At 54.7% G+C, this 16,960-nt stretch carries 13 protein-coding genes; 7 read left to right on the forward strand and 6 right to left on the reverse strand.

The features are described 5' to 3' along the window. The first annotated feature begins 10 nt into the window (after nt 1–10). Together AC2IBB_RS14490 and AC2IBB_RS14495 are read left to right on the forward strand one after the other, a co-directional pair. Complete coding sequence (locus tag AC2IBB_RS14490) at nt 11–562, forward strand: hypothetical protein (RefSeq protein WP_486333543.1); 552 nt, start codon at nt 11–13, stop codon at nt 560–562. Beyond that, the gene (locus AC2IBB_RS14495; protein WP_486333544.1) at nt 559–1,554 is read left to right on the forward strand and encodes a S41 family peptidase; all 996 of its coding nucleotides are present in this window, start codon (nt 559–561) and stop codon (nt 1,552–1,554) included. The genes AC2IBB_RS14490 and AC2IBB_RS14495 overlap by 4 nt, the downstream gene beginning before the upstream one ends. A 5-nt stretch (nt 1,555–1,559) precedes the next feature. On the opposite strand, the gene AC2IBB_RS14500 is transcribed toward AC2IBB_RS14495, so the two are convergent. Continuing rightward, the gene (locus tag AC2IBB_RS14500) at nt 1,560–3,077 is read right to left on the reverse strand and encodes a pyridoxal phosphate-dependent aminotransferase (protein WP_486333545.1); all 1,518 of its coding nucleotides are present in this window, start codon (nt 3,075–3,077) and stop codon (nt 1,560–1,562) included. Nucleotides 3,078–3,410: 333 nt separating this feature from the next. Here AC2IBB_RS14500 and thrS point away from each other — a divergent pair, with 333 nt between their 5' ends. After that, entirely contained in the window at nt 3,411–4,616 is a 1,206-nt protein-coding gene (gene thrS / locus AC2IBB_RS14505) for a threonine--tRNA ligase (protein ID WP_486333546.1), read from the forward strand. 43 nt (nt 4,617–4,659) lie between these two features. Here thrS and AC2IBB_RS14510 read toward each other — a convergent pair whose 3' ends face one another. After that, nucleotides 4,660–6,381, reverse strand: a complete 1,722-nt coding sequence (locus AC2IBB_RS14510; RefSeq protein ID WP_486333547.1) for a discoidin domain-containing protein — start codon at nt 6,379–6,381, stop codon at nt 4,660–4,662. A gap of 314 nt (nt 6,382–6,695) precedes the next feature. Next, nucleotides 6,696–7,163, reverse strand: coding sequence for an Lrp/AsnC family transcriptional regulator (locus AC2IBB_RS14515; RefSeq protein WP_486333548.1), 468 nt, complete (start codon nt 7,161–7,163; stop codon nt 6,696–6,698). Between the two features lie 137 nt (nt 7,164–7,300). Between AC2IBB_RS14515 and AC2IBB_RS14520 the strand changes: the two genes are divergently transcribed. Then, a complete protein-coding gene (locus AC2IBB_RS14520) occupies nt 7,301–8,260 on the forward strand; it encodes a DMT family transporter (RefSeq protein WP_486333549.1) in 960 nt (319 codons plus the stop codon). 72 nt (nt 8,261–8,332) lie between these two features. After that, nucleotides 8,333–9,517, forward strand: a complete 1,185-nt coding sequence (locus AC2IBB_RS14525; RefSeq protein ID WP_486333550.1) for an amino acid aminotransferase — start codon at nt 8,333–8,335, stop codon at nt 9,515–9,517. 119 nt (nt 9,518–9,636) lie between these two features. On the opposite strand, the gene zigA is transcribed toward AC2IBB_RS14525, so the two are convergent. Beyond that, nucleotides 9,637–10,857: a zinc metallochaperone GTPase ZigA gene (gene zigA, locus AC2IBB_RS14530; RefSeq protein ID WP_486333551.1), complete on the reverse strand. Its 1,221-nt coding sequence runs from the start codon at nt 10,855–10,857 to the stop codon at nt 9,637–9,639. A 223-nt stretch (nt 10,858–11,080) separates the two neighbouring features. Between zigA and AC2IBB_RS14535 the strand changes: the two genes are divergently transcribed. Both AC2IBB_RS14535 and AC2IBB_RS14540 read left to right on the forward strand, forming a co-directional pair. Then, nucleotides 11,081–11,947 (forward strand): substrate-binding periplasmic protein, encoded by an 867-nt coding sequence (locus tag AC2IBB_RS14535; protein WP_486333552.1) that lies wholly within the window; start codon nt 11,081–11,083, stop codon nt 11,945–11,947. Between the two features lie 382 nt (nt 11,948–12,329). Further along, nucleotides 12,330–13,580: a polyamine ABC transporter substrate-binding protein gene (locus AC2IBB_RS14540; RefSeq protein ID WP_486333553.1), complete on the forward strand. Its 1,251-nt coding sequence runs from the start codon at nt 12,330–12,332 to the stop codon at nt 13,578–13,580. 8 nt (nt 13,581–13,588) lie between these two features. On the opposite strand, the gene AC2IBB_RS14545 is transcribed toward AC2IBB_RS14540, so the two are convergent. Together AC2IBB_RS14545 and AC2IBB_RS14550 are read right to left on the reverse strand one after the other, a co-directional pair. After that, entirely contained in the window at nt 13,589–14,695 is a 1,107-nt protein-coding gene (locus AC2IBB_RS14545) for a prohibitin family protein (RefSeq protein ID WP_486333554.1), read from the reverse strand. A gap of 110 nt (nt 14,696–14,805) precedes the next feature. After that, nucleotides 14,806–16,482, reverse strand: coding sequence for a cyclic peptide export ABC transporter (locus AC2IBB_RS14550; protein ID WP_486333555.1), 1,677 nt, complete (start codon nt 16,480–16,482; stop codon nt 14,806–14,808). Nucleotides 16,483–16,960: the final 478 nt, after the last annotated feature.

Here is a 16,960-nt window from a genome sequence, read left to right on the forward strand (position 1 = left end):
AGAAGCGCGTATGATTCTGCGAACTCTGTCAGCCGGCCTGATTGCTGCGTCCTTCCTGTTGGGAGGATGCGCGCATCAGCCGAATACGGACAACAATCCCCGCAAAGGCGGTTTCTTTGAAGGCCTGTACGGGGTATACGGCGGCGATTATGAAGCGCGCAAGGCTGGCAAGGAACGTGAGCTGGGCGAGGTGAATGCGGAAACCGCGGAGGTCGAAGCCGGCAACCGCGAACTGGAAATGACCAAAGCCGAGCGCACGGCGGCGCTCAAGATTCAGCGCGCAGAGTTGAGCAAGCTGAGGAAGCAACTGGATAAAGCATCCGCGAACCTGTCCGCGCTCAAGCAAAAGGTGAGCTCACAGGAGTCCAGCAAGCAGGCTTTGCAGGACAAAGTCGTCGAGCTGGAGTACGCCATGAACAACCTGAAAATGAAGTTGGGGCGTGCGGAAGTCGGCGGTCAAGTGATGTCCGCTCAGGACATGCTCGCGCTGGAAAATCAGCGCGACAGCCTGCTGGATGAATATCAGCTGCTGCAGGAACGCGCGGACCTACAATTACAATGATCCCGGGAAGACGCACTGCGCTTCCATGCCTGATGTTGTCGGTCGTCTGCGCTTCTGCGGCGGCCGCTTCTCTCGACACTATCGTCAAAGAAAGCTGGTATGCGAGCGACGCCGCCAAGGCGCTCTTATTGCAGGAGCGTAAAGACCTGGCGCGGTTGCTGCCCTTATTGGACCCTTATGGCCTTGTCATTCCTCCAGAGCAAAAACGACGCGGCCTGGGCGGCGTGGAGTTCGCGCTTGGCCGACAGCGTCTGGTGTATCCGCTGCCTGAGGGCGGTCTGGACCGAGCGGGGGTAAACCGCCCCTTCATCTGGCTCAACGCCGACAGAATCAGCTCCGACAGTGAATTGGCGACAGTTGAAGGACGCTGGCCTGATAGCTCGGAAAGCTGGTCCCAAGAGGTGAGGGTCGAGCCGATCCATGCGCCGGATATGATTCTGGACGCCAGACAACGCTCTCTGACTTTGTTTCGCATTGACGCCCGCTCCACTCGTGCGGCGCTCAACCGTCCCAGCGCCAGATTGGCCGACGGGTATACGCTGGATTTGCGCTACTGTCAGGGGGGGGACTTATACGAAACCATCGACATCCTCTCCGACTGGTTGCCTGAAAAAGAAAAAGTAGCGGAACTGATCGCAGCCAATGGGGAAGAGTACGAGTACTTCACGCAAAAAACCGCAAACAGGCTTCCTGTTCCCGGCGTAATTCTGCAGAGCGAATTGACCGCCAGCGCATGTGAAGTCCTGGTAGGGGCCTTGACCACCTATCTTGAAGTTCCCGTCGCTGGCGCGCCATCCTACGGCAAATGCTGGTCTCAGCAAGAGTTCATGTTGGATGACGGCAGCCGCTTACATCTGACTACCCATTACTATTCCTACGCCCCGGACTTTGAGTGTCGGGGGGCGGGTATCCCTGTCGATCAGGCCATACCTGCATCGCGTCGTTTCCTTCCCACTACGGAACTCAAAGGTTTACCGCAGCGGGAAAAGTGATGGGCTTAACTTCCTGTCTCGGCCTGAAGCCGGAACCGCTGTTGGGGCAGCGGCGTCTGGAGGGCGTCCTGACCTGAGAAAAGCTGATTCTGACTGTAATGCAATCCGGCTGTTCGCCAGCGCCTCAGGAACTCATCAATAATCTCGGGATGACTGCCCAGATGGAGCCTGACGTAGGGCGCTGGCGCTTGCTGGTTGAATAACGAGGCGCACAACATTGTGCCGGTGGCGTAGAACAGATCGTCGCGGAAGCGATCAATGCCAGCCGCTTCACTCTGATAGATTTCCGGTACTGAGAAAATCATGTAGGAGGTGGACGGGCCGACGCAGACGCCATCCTCCGGCCATCCCAATTGCGTCACCAGATGCTGCTTCACATGCTCTTTCTGTCGCGCATACAGTAAACCGGTTTCAACTGTCCAATCCGCAGCGGCTTCTGTGGCCAGCCAGGCGCACATCACCTCAGCATTATGGGTGTTGCAGTGATAACGGTTGATCCAGGATTCACGGGCTAACTGACGCAGCAGCAAAGGCGATGTGGTAATCGCCGCCACACCCATAGTGTTGCAGCTGAATTGCTTGCCAAAGGGACGGGTGGCGACCCAGCGTTCGAACATGCCGGACCTGACCAGCGCATTCTCGCCTCCCCTGGCGTCAAAAGCCTTCAGCAGCGATTTCAAGTGATTCACAATTGGCGTTCTGGGGTCGTGTACGTTGAAGTAGGCGTCGTCCAGCAGCAGGTATGCGGATTCCTCTGCGCACACCTGCAGCAAGCGCTCCGTCACCTCTGTCGGCCACTGCATACCGGTAGGATTGTGCTGCGGGTTGCTCACAACGAGTGCGATGCGACGGCTTTGCAGCCCCCGCTGGTCGCCGATAATGTCTTTCCACTCTGACAGGTCAGGCAGCCAACTGTGTTGTGGACGGATTGGCAGATAAACCACCTCAAAACCAACGTCTTTGAAGATGCCCCGATAATCCCAGCTGGGAGTGGGGACCAGCGCCACTGGCGTTGCGTCGGGCCAACGGGCTTTGAACTGTTGGTGAGCCACTTTCGCCAGATCGTACATGGCCATACGCGTCGTCATCGCCAGACAGCCGACGTCGATGCGACCCGCAAAGCCCTGCTGCAGCGAGTGCAGGTCATGCTCAGCGACAATCAGGCGGCGCAGAAAGTCGCGATGTCGTTGAATGCCGTAACCACATTCTGCGTAGCCCATGTCTTCAGGTCGGAAGGTGAATCGATTAATAAAATCGAGGAATGCTGGACAAACTCCGTTCCAGTGTTCTCCTTTTACTGCATATAAGGGCGGACCATGAGGTTCGCCGGCATCGACGTAACGGTGATACAACTGTTGCTCGGGAGAACATTGCCGTAACTGCTCTGAATCATTGCGTAAGTGATCCGCCGCGGCGCGGATATGATGGCGCATAGACGGCGTATGCGTGGGTGGGGCGGGGATGTCGGGAGTGAAATGATCGGAAGGGTAAGGGGCGTCTTGACGCTCGAATATGCCTGACATATCGGACCTCCATTTCTAACGACTGCATTCTAAGTTTAGTTTCTCGCCACAGGGCGTCCATCGGACGTTAGAAATTATTCCGTAAATGGTTTGCCGCTGTATTATTAACATGGCGATATCATTGCCATGTTAATAATTTCGATGCTATGTTAGCCCTCATGAAACTCATCAATCTTTTTTCAACCACCCGCACCACCACCAAATGGCTTGGAGGTTAGTGCGCGTCTGAAGAACAAGGACCCTCCGAGCGAAAGCCGGAGGGTTTTTTTTCGCCTTCTTGTTTTCGTTTCGGGTCCTGAATTGTTACCGAAATGAAGCCGTAGGAGGCGAAATATGAAAAATCATCGTGATATAGCAGAAGAACTCGACTTGTTCCACTCCGAGCCGCAAGGGCCGGGCATGGCGTTCTGGCATCCCCGTGGCTGGCGGATGTTCCGCACTGTAAAGAGCCACATTCGCGCCGCCTACGAGGCGGAAGATTTTCAGGAGGTGGCGACGCCCCAGCTTCTGAAGCGGGAGCTGTGGGAGACTTCAGGGCATTGGGAAAAATATGCGGACGATATGTTTGTTGGCGCAGGGTTCGGCGATGAGCCGGAGTATGCTCTAAAGCCGATGTCCTGCCCGGCGCACATTCTGCTCTACAAGCGGGGCGTGCGCAGTTACAAATCCTTGCCGTTGCGCCTGTTCGAGTTCGGCTCCGTACACCGCAATGAGCGCTCCGGCGCGTTGAACGGTTTGATGCGCTTGCGTCAGTTTACTCAGGATGACGCCCACGTTTTCTGCCGTTGGGATCAGGTAAGCGAGGAGATTCAGGCGTTCTTGCGCAGGGCGGAGCGCGTGTATGCGGATTACGGTTATGGTCGGCCGCAAGTATTCCTATCCACTCGCCCGCAACGGGATTATTTTGGCGCTCCTGAAGACTGGGAGCGGGCGGAGCTCATGCTGGCGGAAGCATGCGCGGCCAGTGGCGCAGCGTTTGTCCGGCAGGAAGGCGAGGGCGCGTTCTACGGACCCAAGATCGAACTGGCGTTAGAGGACGGGCAAGGGCGTCAGTGGCAGATGGGCACTATTCAGTTGGACTTCAACATGCCGGAGCGTTTTGATCTGCACTATATCGACGCCGAAGGCGAGCGGCGCAGGCCGGTTATTCTGCATCAGGCGGTGTACGGCTCCATCGAGCGCTGGATTGGCGTGCTGCTGGAGTCCTATCAATCGGCGTTGCCGGCCTGGGTGCATCCGCAGCCGGTGGTGGTGGCGTCAGTGGGACGGGACGCCGTCGCCTATTGCGAAAGCGTTGGCGGATTGTTGAGAGGCTGCGGCATCCCCGTGGAAATGGAGCTGGACGATGATTCTCTGGCGAAGAAGATGAAGGTGCTGAGGCGCCGTAAGACGCCTGTCATTCTCATTGCAGGCGCGCAGGAAATGGCGGACGACTCTGTCGTGGTGCGTCGACGCGGCGGCGAACAGGCGCTGGCGTCGCGGGAAGATATCGTCGCAATAGTGAGGGAGGCGTTGTCAGTCGGGGGAGACAGGGCCTGACGCGCGCAGGCCCTGTCGTTACAGACAAATAGATAAGAGGAAGCTATTTGTCCGCCTGATTAATAGAGTGGGCGCCCAAGACGCGGAACTCCAGCAAGCTGGCCCAATCGCCGTCATAGACATTAGCGTCGTTGACGCGGATGCGCACGTAGCGCCCCTCTGCGTCGACGTCATCGCGAGTGGGCGCATCGATGGTTCCCGGTGTCGCGTTATCGATGCGATCTACGATTTGCGTCCAGGGGCCCGTCGCGGCGTTGCTGACTTCTACGACATAGTGATAAGCGCGATCTTTGTAAGCGACCAACTCTATGGCGCTAATCTGGGCGTTAGAGCCGAGGTCCACGGTCAGCGTCTTGGGGAAATACTTCGCTGACCAACGTGTTTCCACATCGCCGTCCACGGCGCGGCTACAGCCGTTGCCGTCCTCTTCATCTGTGCAGGAAACCGGTTTGCCTTGGGCGAGGTTGATCACAGTTGTTGAGCCGCCATCAGTGGGCGGTTCGCCCCCTGCGGGCGCGCCGAAGTCTATTTTGTCCAGGTCCGGCGCCCAGGCGCTGGCGTTGTAGAAACGTACGACATTGTCTCCCGCGTTGAGGAACAGGCTGTCTTCGTGGGCTTTAACCTGACTCCAGCCGCCGGAGTTCAGCGCGGCGGAATCCTCTCCTGCGCCATTGACGCTCCAGTACAGGGTGCGGGTTTGGCCTGAAGTGAAGTGCAGCGTCATGGGATAATAGTCGGCGCTTTTGGCGTTGACCTTGAACTCCGCCCAATTGTCGCCGTTACCGATGTAGCCCAGGCCTTCTCCGCCAGACATAAAGGGTTTCGACAGGACTCTGGTCTGGCCTTGTAAATCGGCGGTTTCCGCTTCTATGACGGTGATGTCGCCGTCGCCGTCGCCGGGTCCATCCCCGGGGCATTGGTCATCGCCCTCGGCGATGCAGAAATCGTTAAACAGCACTTTTTCGTCCCGTAGTGAGGACTTGTTGTTAAGACCGCGATAGATGCCCCACTTGGGGCGGACGAAAGGCTTGTCGTTGAGCCACATATCAATGTCATTGGAACTCCAGGACATTAATTCCAGGTCATCGCGCAGGCGCTTGATACGGATGCTGTAGGTCCCGTGGTCATCAAACCGGGAGGTTTCGACGACCTCCACCCACTCGCCCATAAAGGGCTCCAGGTCCACGATTTCGACTTTGCCGAGATTGACGCTGTCTGAGTTATGAATGAGTTCCATTTTATTGGGGCTGCCGGCGCGGGGCGTTAATGTCATCAGCGGCATGCCGCCGCCATCCCCTTTTATTTGGTGTATGTGCGTGAAACTGTTGGAGGGTTTAAAATCTGCGTCCAGCTTGAACTTCCACCTGTAAGTATGTGTTTCTCCTTGAGTTCCTTTAAGGTTGTCTGGAGACGATGAGGCGGTTTTCACTTCTGTGCGTTGGCGGTCGCTGTTGATGCAGCGGTCGTCATCCTCGTCCACATGAGTAAGAAAAGCGAACACATAGGCGTTCAGCTCAGCATTCCATTCTTCGGTGATATGTCTGCCGGAATGGCCGCAGTCTGGGGTCTCAGGATCAGCGCCGAGTAGCTCGGAGAAGAGTTCGTAGGTGTCGCCGGGACCGTCGGCGGATACCGTAACGGAGGCCTGGGCGACGCTGGCGAAAGACGTTAAAGCAAGGGCTGTCGCCAGCGCGGATGTGCGCAACGGCCTGCGGACGACGGCGCAGGGCGGCGTCGGAATCGAGGGGACGGTAGGGGTGTTCATGTTCAGTTCCTTCCTGCTGTTCTTATATCCGGGCGGTTACTGCATCAGTGCGGATGGGCGTTCCCATCAGTGATAATCATGGCGCACTGCGGCGGAACAACAAGAGTGTAAAAAGATGATGGCTGCTCCAATCCCCTGGATGGCCTAAGGAGTAGGTGGTATCTCGTTTGTAATAGACCGTTATTTCTCTATAAAAACTATGTATAACATAAAGATAAATATGTCTTTTAAAGTTGTATAACAGGTTTTGACGCTTCACCGTCACCTCCCAAAAATTTCCCAAATACAAGTCGAGTAACGGTGTCTCCATCTGCTCAATAGATGGGTAAAGGGCCGTGCTCTTTCACGGAGCGGATAGCGAAGCTGCTGTCGATGTTATTAACGGCGGGCAGGCTTTGCAGGCGTCGCACCCATCGCTCGTAGTCTGGCAGATCCGCACTGACCACTTGCAGCAAGTAATCGAAAGGGCCGGACACAGTATGACAATTCACCACCTCGTCCATGCCGCGCACTTTTTCCTCGAAGTCGGCGACTACGGATTCCGTGTGCCGGCTTAAACGGACGTGTACGAAAATAGTGACGCCCAAACCCAGCTTGGTTCTATCCAGCTGCGCCCGATAGGTCTGAATTAACCCGCATTCTTCCAGGTGTCTGACGCGTCGGGCGCAAGGCGAGGCGGAAAGGCCGACTTTATCCGCCAGTTGCGACGTGGTGAGCCGGGCGTCCTGCTGCAACAGGTCCAATAGTTGTCGGTCTATCCGGTCAAGATTTGTTTTCTGCATGCGATTGGCTCCAAACGTTATGAATAGCGCTTTTATTGGTTTAATGAGCTAATTATGCTCTATTTATTCGTCAAATTTGCCCGTTTTCGCCTCTTGATTTCAATGATAATGGACAAAATAACTAACGAGGCATCCTTATGTCCGCCAGTGCGTCCATTAACGCTCACTCTGAGGCGTCCCTGACCCGAGTCAATCCGATCCTGTCTGACTCAAAACAAAAGTTGCTGGGCTACGGAGCCGCTTGTCTCACCGTGTTGATCTGGTCCAGCTACTTTCTGTCCCTCAAGTTCGGCGCATTGTCGCCCCTGGGTATTTTCGATCTCGCCTTATTTCGCTTCTGCATCCCGGGCCTTATCCTGGCGCCTTTACTGATCAAACAAAGGCATCGTATTTGGGCGGCGCCCAAGCTTTATTTACTCGGCGTGACGCTGGGAGCGGGGCTGCCCTTCTTTCTGTTGAGCGCGGCGGCTATGGGCTGGGCTCCGGTGGCGGATGGCAGCACTCTGATCCCCGGCGCTGCGCCATTATTCGTCACAGGTATGGCGGTGCTGATCTTCAAGGAACCCCTGTCTGCCTGGCGTCGGTATGGTTTGCTGGCGGTGGCTGTGGGCGCTTCCTGTTTTCTCTATTCATCTTTATCCAATCTCTCCGGCGATCTGTGGCGCGGGCACGTTCTGTTTCTTTTCTGTAGCGCCATGTGGGCGGTGTTTACGATTTCCGTGCGCCAAAGCGGCTTGAAACCCTTAGAAGCGGCGGCGGTGGTGACGACGCCCAATGCGGCGCTGCTCTTGATCTGGGCGCTATGGCGTCAACCGGAGCTGGCATGGAGCAGCCTGCCTGTGATGGAGCTGACTGCACAGATGCTGGTGCAAGGTATTGGAGTAGGGCTGGGGGCGGGCTTTCTGTATAGCTTTGCGATCTCGCGACTGGGCGCCGAAATTACTTCCGCCATTGGCTCTATGACCCCTGTTTGCGCCACGTTGCTGGCGGCGGTTATGATACAGGAAAGCGTCGAATTCGCTTCCCTGTTGGGGCTGGGCTTGGTAACCTCAGGCGTCATTTGCGCCAGCGGTCTACTGAACCGGGAGAAGGCCTGAACAGGCTAAGCGGCGCCGCCGAGAATCACTGGATTTCCAACGTCAATCACTCTATCAGATGGAGTCAAAAACATGTTCGAGCGTTTAAGCGCCCCCAAGCAGGACCCGATCCTGTCCATCAGCGTTGCATTTAAGGAAGACCCCCGGCCCAACAAGATCGATCTGGGTATTGGCGTATACCGCAACAGCGAGGGGCAAACGCCGATCATGGCCGCAGTACGCGAGGCGCAACTGGTGCTGGCGAACACTCAGCAATCCAAAAGCTACGTGGGGCTGGCGGGGGATGAAGTTTTTAATAAGGCGATGGTCGATTTGCTGTTGCAGGGGACCAAACTGCACAGCCGGGCTGCGGGCGTACAGACTCCGGGCGCCAGCGGCGCGTTGCGTATGCTGGCGGACTTGCTGAAACAAGCCCGCCCGGACGCCACCGTCTGGATCAGCTCGCCCAGTTACGTGAATCACCGCCCGGTGATGGAAGCGGCGGGTCTGACTGTCAAAGAGTACCCCTATTTTATCGCCGCTACCAAGGCGGTGGATGAAGCCGCCATGCTGGCTCAAATTGAGCAACTGGGGGAGAGCGATGTGTTGTTGCTGCACGGCTGCTGCCACAATCCCACCGGCGCGGATATTTCACTGGACGCCTGGAAGCGCATTGCTGAGCTGGCCAACGCCAACGGCTTTTTGCCATTTGTCGATATCGCTTATCAGGGCTTCGGCGATGGCCTGATGGAAGACGCTGCGGGATTGCGTTTCCTGGCCGACACGGTGGAAGAGATGATCATCGCCACTTCCTGCTCAAAAAATTTCGGTCTCTATCGTGAGCGCACCGGCGCCGCCATCGTTATTGGTAAAACCATGGAAGAGACCATGAAGGCGCGAGGACGTATTCTGGAGATGGCGCGCTCCACTTACACTATGCCGCCGGATCACGGTGCGGCGATTGTCGCCATGATTTTGAACAATCCGCAGTTGAAGGAAGTCTGGCTAACTGAATTGCAGGACATGAACGCCCGCATCAAGCGTTTGCGCGAGCAGTTGGCCACCGCGTTCCAGGCTGCGACCGGCAGCGATCGTTTTGACTATTTCAAACGTCACAAAGGGATGTTCTCCGTCACCAGTCTCAGCGATGAGAAAATCGCTACGCTGCGCCAGGAGCATGGCGTTTATCTGGTCGGCGGCGGCCGCTTGAATGTGGCGGGTTTGAGAGAGAGCGATATCGACTCGGTGGTGAAAGCCTTTATCGCCGTCGGCGCTTGATAACCAGACGTAAAGTCAGCTTCTGAAAAAAAAGCCCCGCGCGGATGGGCGCGCGGGGCTTCAAGGCGTCCTGCCGGTCAGGCGCAGTCACAATCGCCTTCTACAGGCTGATCTGGCGCCTACGCCAACTCCCTCTCCTCCTCATGAAAAGTTCGCCAGACCGGAAGCGGGTCAGGGTAGGTCACCCAGACTTTTTCCCCCATTGTCAGCTCTGCATCCGTCAGCAAACAGGCGTCGAGATCGCTTCGCAGCTTGTCCCAATCGATTCCCTGGCCGATAAACACCAGCTCCTGGCGACGATCCCCATAAGGCTCTAGCCAGTTGTCGCGGATCTGGCTCAAGGATTCAGCATCCTGTGGCCAGTATTCCCGGGGCGCCCCCGCCCAGAACAGTCCGGCGTAACTGTAGCGCATAACGCCGCCCGCTTGAGACCAGCCGCCCGCTTCATAAGGACGGCTTGCTAGCCAGAAATAGCCTTTGGAACGCAGTAGACGGCCATTGTCCCAGTCCCGTTCCAGAAATTGATGGAAGCGCTCAGGGTGGAAAGGGCGGCGCGCCCGGTAACTGATGCTGCCGATGCCGTACTCTTCCGTTTCCGGCGTGTGCTCGCCCCGTAGCTCCTGCAACCAGCCCGGCGCGCGAGCGGCTTTTTCAAAATCAAACTTGCCAGTATTTAAAACTTTAGACAGCGGAGCCTGTCCCATCAAGGCGGGGACGATTTCCGCGTCCGGGTTGAGTTTGCCCAGCACGGAAAAAAGCTCTTCTCGTTCCGCCTGACTGATCAAATCGATCTTGCTCACTACCAGCACATCGCTGAATTCTATTTGCTCCACCAGCAGTTCAGCGACATTGCGCTCGTCCTCGGCGCCCAGCGACTCGCCGACTTCCTGCAGCGCCGCCGCGGTTTCGTAGTCACGCATGAAATTGACTGCGTCCACCACTGTGACCAGCGTATCCAGTCGGGCGATATCGGCCAGACTCACGCCTTGCTCATCGCGGAACGTAAATGTCTCGGCGACCGGGAGGGGCTCGGATATGCCGGTGGACTCGATGACCAGATAATCAAAACGGTTCTCCCGTGCCAGGCGGGAAACCTCCTGCAATAAATCTTCACGCAAGGTGCAGCAGATACAGCCATTGCTCATTTCCACCAGCCGTTCTTCCGCGCGATTCAGGTTCACCTCGCGATTGATCTGGTCCGCATCAATATTGACTTCGCTCATGTCATTGACGATGACCGCCACTTTAAGGCCGTCCCGATTCTGCAGAATATGGTTGAGCAGGGTGGTTTTTCCTGCGCCTAGAAATCCTGACAGCACGGTCACAGGCAGTTTTCGCATGGTGTTGCTCCTAAGACGGTTATCGATACTAATTGTAAAATGTTATAACATAACAATTCGATTGTTTTGTCAACAATAGAGAAAACACACAAAGGGAAACAAGAATGCCGGTTAATTTTTGTACTTGTGTCTTATAATTAACGGCAGGACCGGCGTTATGAGAGGAACGTCTCTCCTGCAATCCAGCCCATCTTCTCTCTATGGCTATGTCGGAGCTTCAACAATGTCCCCTGTGAAAGTTTCCAAGCTCATCGTGGCGCTTATGTTTAGCCTGTTGTTTATGGCTGCGCCTGCTTATTCCGCTTGCTCCAAGTCGCTCGTCGTCAATCAGGCGAACTGGAAGCCTTATATGTACGTGAAGGAAAACGGAGAACTTGCCGGTTTGGACTATGAACTGGTCAAAGCCATACTCGATCTTGCCGGCTGTGAGTATTCATTCGTGCGCATTCCCTCAAAACGGGCGCTGCTGGAACTGGAAAAGGGACGCGTGGATATGGTGGCGGGCGCCTCCATTACGCCGGAAAGGGAAGTGTATGGACGCTTCACTGTGAGTTATCGGGATGAAACCATGGTGATATTCATCCGCAAGGAACAGCAGAACTATTACCCCGCCTCCACGTTAAATGAGCTTCTGAATAACTATCAGTTGATCTTCGGCGCGGTGATCGGGGCCTATTATGGCGCAGAGTACGAACAACTTGACCATGCGTCGCTGGCGAAGAGCAACCGCCTGATTCTGATGAAAGACAATGAGCGATTGCTGGACCTGTTGGCGCTGAATCGGCTGGACGCCATTGCGGGAGACAGGGTCAGCTTGAGCGTGATGGCGAAAACCCTGGGGATTGCTGACAAGGTGGCGATACACGACCATCTTCTGAATCAGGATTTCGTGCACTTTCTGCTCAGTAAAAAATCCACCACCGCTCAAGATCGCGAGCTGCTCAACAGCGCGATCCAGGCTTTCTTAAAGTCCGATGAGTATCGTTACATACTCAGTCGTTATGGTCTGGAGCCATACACCCGGCCGGGATCAGACAAAGTCTTGCATGATTTTTATCTGGAACAGCTGGAGAAGGCTGAGCAGAACTGATACTCGCTGCGGCGACTCCGTGCGGATGCGCGGAGTCTGTCGTTTCAGGAATGACGCCTGAGATGACTTCTGAAATTATCCAGATCAAGAGCCCAGTACTTCAAACTCCTGGCCGGCTGCAAAAACGAAAGCACGGCCCGGACACCCTCTAAGCGTTAAAGTCATACCACTTCGCATGTAATGAACCGTCTGCCGTCTTTGTGTAGCCGCAGCCCCGGTCGGGGTTCGGCTGGCTTCGTCATTTCTGACAAATAGAAGGAAGCTATTGCCCGCCTGATTAATAGTTCCAGAACGAAAGGCAGGGGGAGCATAAAATCCGCTATAATTTTCTCGTCATCCGCGCCATTATGGCGGACAAAAAAGGATATCCCGGACAGGAAATATGAAAAAACATGGAACGCTTTTTTTCTTAGTTCTCTTTACTGCAGTCATGGCCTTACTGGTTGGCGTTTTCTGGCAGGAAATCGAACGCAACGTCGATGCTAAAGAGACGCTCGCACTGGGCGGCACCAAAATGAAGTACAGGGAAACCCTGAGAGTGCTGCTATGGAAAGGCTATATTCCAGACAGCGTGCATAAGAAAATTCAGCAGGATCTGAATATCAATATCGAGGTCAGCACGTTTGACTCCGATGCGGAGTTCAAGAAAAGCCTGAATCTCCACGGCAATGACGACAAGACTCCCAGCGATCCGGAAATTCCCTTCGATATCATCATGCCCACCGACTATATGGTGCTGAGTCTGGCGGAAAAAGGGCTGATCGAGAAAATCAACTACGACAAGATTCCCAACTACCGCAATATTGCAATGAACCTGCGACGACAGGATTTCGCCAGAAGCCTGTTCGATTACTCCGTCCCCTATATTTATGGCAGTCTGGGCATTGGCTACAACTATTGGGAAATCGGCAATATCGTCTTTAACTGGAAGATGCTGTTTGAGCCGAAATCAAACACTTCATTGAAAGGGTTGATTTCGATTTCCCCAGACGCCCGCATAAGTCTCGGCATTGCGCTGCTGGCCATGGGCAAGTCGCCCAACTCGCGTGACCAGGATGATGTGACGCAGGCGGGAGAGTATCTGAAACAGGCCATCGCCAAGTACGACATTCGCATGATGAATTCCGGGATAGGGGACATGCTGGCAAGCCAGGACTTGCTGTTGACCATGGCCTGGAGCGGCGAAATCGCGGAAGCCCTGAATGAAGACGCTGACGCGAGCGGCATTAACAGCCTGGCGGCGAAGATTGTGCGCTTTTCTTTGCCGGATGAAGGCGCTCTGGTGTATTTCGACGCGCTGGCGATCCCTAAAAGCTCCACCAAGCAGGAGCTGGCGTTGAAGTACATCAACTGTCTGCTTGATCCATTTATGTCGGCGGACGTCACCAACCACTCCTATTTCGCTACGGTCAATCAGCAGGCGGAGCCTTATGTGAAGACCGAAATCGTCAATGGTCCTGCGTACTTCCTGCCCACCGCCAGCGGGCCGGTGTTTATCCGGCAGTATCTGGGGGATGACGAGAAAATCTACGATACGGTATGGCGTGACGTCATGCGCTTTTACTTCGAGCATCTACGCAAACAGAACTACTACAAAACCGAGCGCAGTCAGCATCAGCTCTGGAAATTCTGAGGCGACCGTCAGTCGATGGTCACCCCGGGCGCCTCCTGACGCGGCTCAATACCTTCCGCGAGAATCTTCGTACTGGGCTTGGCGGAAGACGTGGCGGGAGTAATTGCGTTTGTAGGCGCAGAAGGATCGCTGGTTCTGGCTTTTGGCGTCTGTGTGGTGGCGGGCGAGACGGCGTGTGACTGATCGACGCCAGCTCCAGCGGACTTCAGACTGGAGGCGAATACGGACGACAGATCCGAAATACCCACGGGGGCGCTCGTCGCCGCAGCCGTGGAAGTTTCGCCGCCGGTGTTTAAAATCAATGGCAGACCGTCGGTGCCGCTGCCGCCTATTACCACCAGTTTGGCGTTGTTGGACTTGGCCAGCTCCAAAGTGGCGCGAATGCCTTGATAACGCAGATATTCCTGCGTCAGGCCTTCGTTGACGTTTTTCTGGAATTGCTGAATCCCTTGCGACTCATATTGTTTACGCTGAATCTCCAGCTGCTCGCGCTCCAGAATATAGGTATACGCCAGCGCTTTTTGTTCTTCTTCCAGTTTGGTTTCAATGGCGGACGCTACGGTATCAGGCAGGTGAATTTCCTTGATCAGCAGGTCGTCCAGCACGATATGCCGTTGCTGCAATTCGGTCAGCGCCATCAGCACGATGTTCTGGATGATGTTGCCCTGAGTGGCGTAGATATCGTCCGGTTCATACTCGCCCAGCACCCGACGGATAATCGCCTGGGTTTCCGGTATGACCACCCGGTCGATGTACTCCGGCCCCACATATTCATGCAGCAGGTACAAGGTTTTGCGATTGGGTGAGAAGCGCACGGAGGCGCGTACGCGGATCAACAGACCGTTTTTGCTGAGGACGGTGAAGATGGTTTCCCGTTGCTGCACCCGCACTTCGTATTTATACATAATGTTGAACGGGTTGACGATATGCAGGCCGCCGCCATAGACGCGTTGCTCCACGCCGTCGTCGAAACGTTTCCAGAGCACGCCGGCTTCACCGGGATAAATATTGATAAAGATGCGGTGAAATAAATAGGCGACAAGAAACAGGAGGATAAAAAACAACACAATGAGGGGAACCTTGGCGCGCCGCCAGAATGGCCGCCAGCGCGCCATAAATCTCTCTCTCCAGCGTTTATTTCCCTTACTTCTCATGGATGCCGTCGCATTCATACCCAAAAGTCCCTTCTTGAACCAAACGTCCGCTCTCTCCTGACGCTGGAGAGTTAGATGTGCAGACTAGGATTTGTGATTATTTTGCCTGCGTCGAGTTTGATCACCCGGTCAGCGATATCGAAATAATGATCGTCGTGGGTGGCCGCGATAATGGTTTTACCCTGCGCCTTCATTTCAGGAAGAATGGTTTCATAGAAATAGCGACGGAAATCCGGGTCCTGGTCCGCCGCCCATTCGTCGAAAACATAAATCTGTTTGTCTTCCAGCAATGACACAATCAGCGCCATACGCTTTTTCTGGCCGGTGGAGAGCTTGATGTCGCTGATTTCGTTATCCTTGATCTGGCAGCGCTCTGACAGTTTCATCAGTTCCAAAAGCCGCTTCACTTTGCTGCGATCTTTCACATCCACGCCATACAAATGCTTGAACAAATGAAAGTCGGAAAAAATGACGGAATACAGACTGCGGTACTGCAACATGTTGTTGGCGTGTAAAGGATCGCCATCCATCATGATGGCGCCGGAATCGGGTTTGTACAGGGCGGTCAGCAACTTGAGAAAGGTAGACTTGCCGCTGCCGTTGCCGCCGATCATGAAGATGATTTCGCCGCGTTTTATCGTCAGATCGATAGGTCCGACGGTAAAGCCTTTGGCTTGTCCCGGGCCCGGCTGTCCGTTTTCGTTGTAGCTGAACTTGAGGTGGTCGCAGCGGATTTCCTGGAACGGCGCTTCCTGACTCTGTGCGAACGCCTCCGCATCGGAGAAATGCTCCAGCTGATCCGACTCGATGCTGCGTAAACCATCCAGCTCCGTCTCCATACGCTGAATATTGACGATGGCGACATTGCTTTTGGCGATCAGCGGCGCCACGCCGACGATTTCGCTCAAAGGGCCGATGACGAACAACATAATGGCGGCCAGCTTGGGAATGCTCTCTGTGGAAGAGGCGCTGATCATTGGAATCAGGAAAATGATGGACGCCATCAGAATAAAGGTGAAGCTCTGGGTGAAGACGTTGAGGTTGTTGTACGCCAGGCCGGTTTCTATCTTCAGCGTCTCCATGCTGTTGGAGAGCGGCAGCAAACGCTCCTGATAGAAGCAGTTGCTTTTCGACGGGTTGATCTTCAGCTCTTTGAAACCGTCCAGCAGCTCGCCGAGAGCGTCGAAATATTCATTCTGCTTCTCCGACGCCATATGCAGTTTACGGTTCAATACGCGCTGACGGGCGAAGAAATAAAACAGGCAGAGCGCGGTAGTAAGCACCGTGAGGAGCAGGGCGGTGGTGGACACATAAGCAATGAACATCAACGCAAATATCAACATTACAAAAGAGCCGATGGCGTTGATGATGAAGGGCGTATATTGCGACAGCGTCAGGGTTTCCGTATTCAACACTGAATACATACGGCCGCGGCCTACTTTCTCAAACGCGCGCAGGTCCGTTTTGCGGATTTTATCGGCGATGCGGGTGCGGATACGTTCAAGGACGTGCTCCACCTGGGTGGTGTTGTAATTGAGGGTGTATCGCTTGCTGAACCAGAATGCCGCGAGGGCGACGGCGAACATCAGCAGGTAGCGGAAGTTCAGTTCATGGGGGGCGGCGTGTTGCGCAGCGTGAATAACGATGACAGCGATGACGCCGTTGAGCATACCGCTGACCACCACCATCGCCAGCGCATAATAATTGAAGTCCGCGTGTTCCCGTTTAATAAAGTTCAGAAATTCCATATAACGCAGCGACCGCCCATGTCCGGGTGATAAGGGATTCTTTTTGTATTTCTGTCAGGCGGGTGTGGAGGGAAGAATAGATAGAGAGCGGACAAAGCCCTGTAAATACAGCATTTTTCCTGTTTATCGTTCACCCTTCCATAGTGTGCGAAATCATTTTAGGAGCTTTGCGTCAATATTTCTAATATTTCCTGCACTTGCGGGTGTTGGAAAATAATTTGCGAGATATCGCTACCGAATTTCCCCCGCTTAACTATACTTACCGCTGCCTTGTTCATGCAGGGGGCGTCCCGTCAGGACCAAGTTTTATAGAAAGGACTGATTTACAAGAAGAAATTAATTTCTTCGGGAAGCCTGTTCAAGGCAAGACGCAGCCCATCAGGGAGTATAAAAAGGGCTGTCGCAACCGCACGTAAGAGCGCCAAAAAACGTGCGGAGGTAACCTCATATAACAACAAGATAAAAGTTGATAAGCGAC

The sequence above is a fragment of the Hahella sp. NS-SX17 genome (assembly GCF_057367735.1).

Bases quoted from the DNA above. Each gene is read 5' to 3' on its own strand.
- AC2IBB_RS14490 (WP_486333543.1), top strand. From the start codon at position 11: ATGATTCTGCGAACTCTGTCAGCCGGCCTGATTGCTGCGTCCTTCCTG.
- AC2IBB_RS14495 (WP_486333544.1), top strand. From the start codon at position 559: ATGATCCCGGGAAGACGCACTGCGCTTCCATGCCTGATGTTGTCGGTC.
- AC2IBB_RS14500 (WP_486333545.1), bottom strand. From the start codon at position 3,077: ATGTCAGGCATATTCGAGCGTCAAGACGCCCCTTACCCTTCCGATCAT.
- thrS (WP_486333546.1), top strand. From the start codon at position 3,411: ATGAAAAATCATCGTGATATAGCAGAAGAACTCGACTTGTTCCACTCC.
- AC2IBB_RS14510 (WP_486333547.1), bottom strand. From the start codon at position 6,381: ATGAACACCCCTACCGTCCCCTCGATTCCGACGCCGCCCTGCGCCGTC.
- AC2IBB_RS14515 (WP_486333548.1), bottom strand. From the start codon at position 7,163: ATGCAGAAAACAAATCTTGACCGGATAGACCGACAACTATTGGACCTG.
- AC2IBB_RS14520 (WP_486333549.1), top strand. From the start codon at position 7,301: ATGTCCGCCAGTGCGTCCATTAACGCTCACTCTGAGGCGTCCCTGACC.
- AC2IBB_RS14525 (WP_486333550.1), top strand. From the start codon at position 8,333: ATGTTCGAGCGTTTAAGCGCCCCCAAGCAGGACCCGATCCTGTCCATC.
- zigA (WP_486333551.1), bottom strand. From the start codon at position 10,857: ATGCGAAAACTGCCTGTGACCGTGCTGTCAGGATTTCTAGGCGCAGGA.
- AC2IBB_RS14535 (WP_486333552.1), top strand. From the start codon at position 11,081: ATGTCCCCTGTGAAAGTTTCCAAGCTCATCGTGGCGCTTATGTTTAGC.
- AC2IBB_RS14540 (WP_486333553.1), top strand. From the start codon at position 12,330: ATGAAAAAACATGGAACGCTTTTTTTCTTAGTTCTCTTTACTGCAGTC.
- AC2IBB_RS14545 (WP_486333554.1), bottom strand. From the start codon at position 14,695: ATGGCGCGCTGGCGGCCATTCTGGCGGCGCGCCAAGGTTCCCCTCATT.
- AC2IBB_RS14550 (WP_486333555.1), bottom strand. From the start codon at position 16,482: ATGGAATTTCTGAACTTTATTAAACGGGAACACGCGGACTTCAATTAT.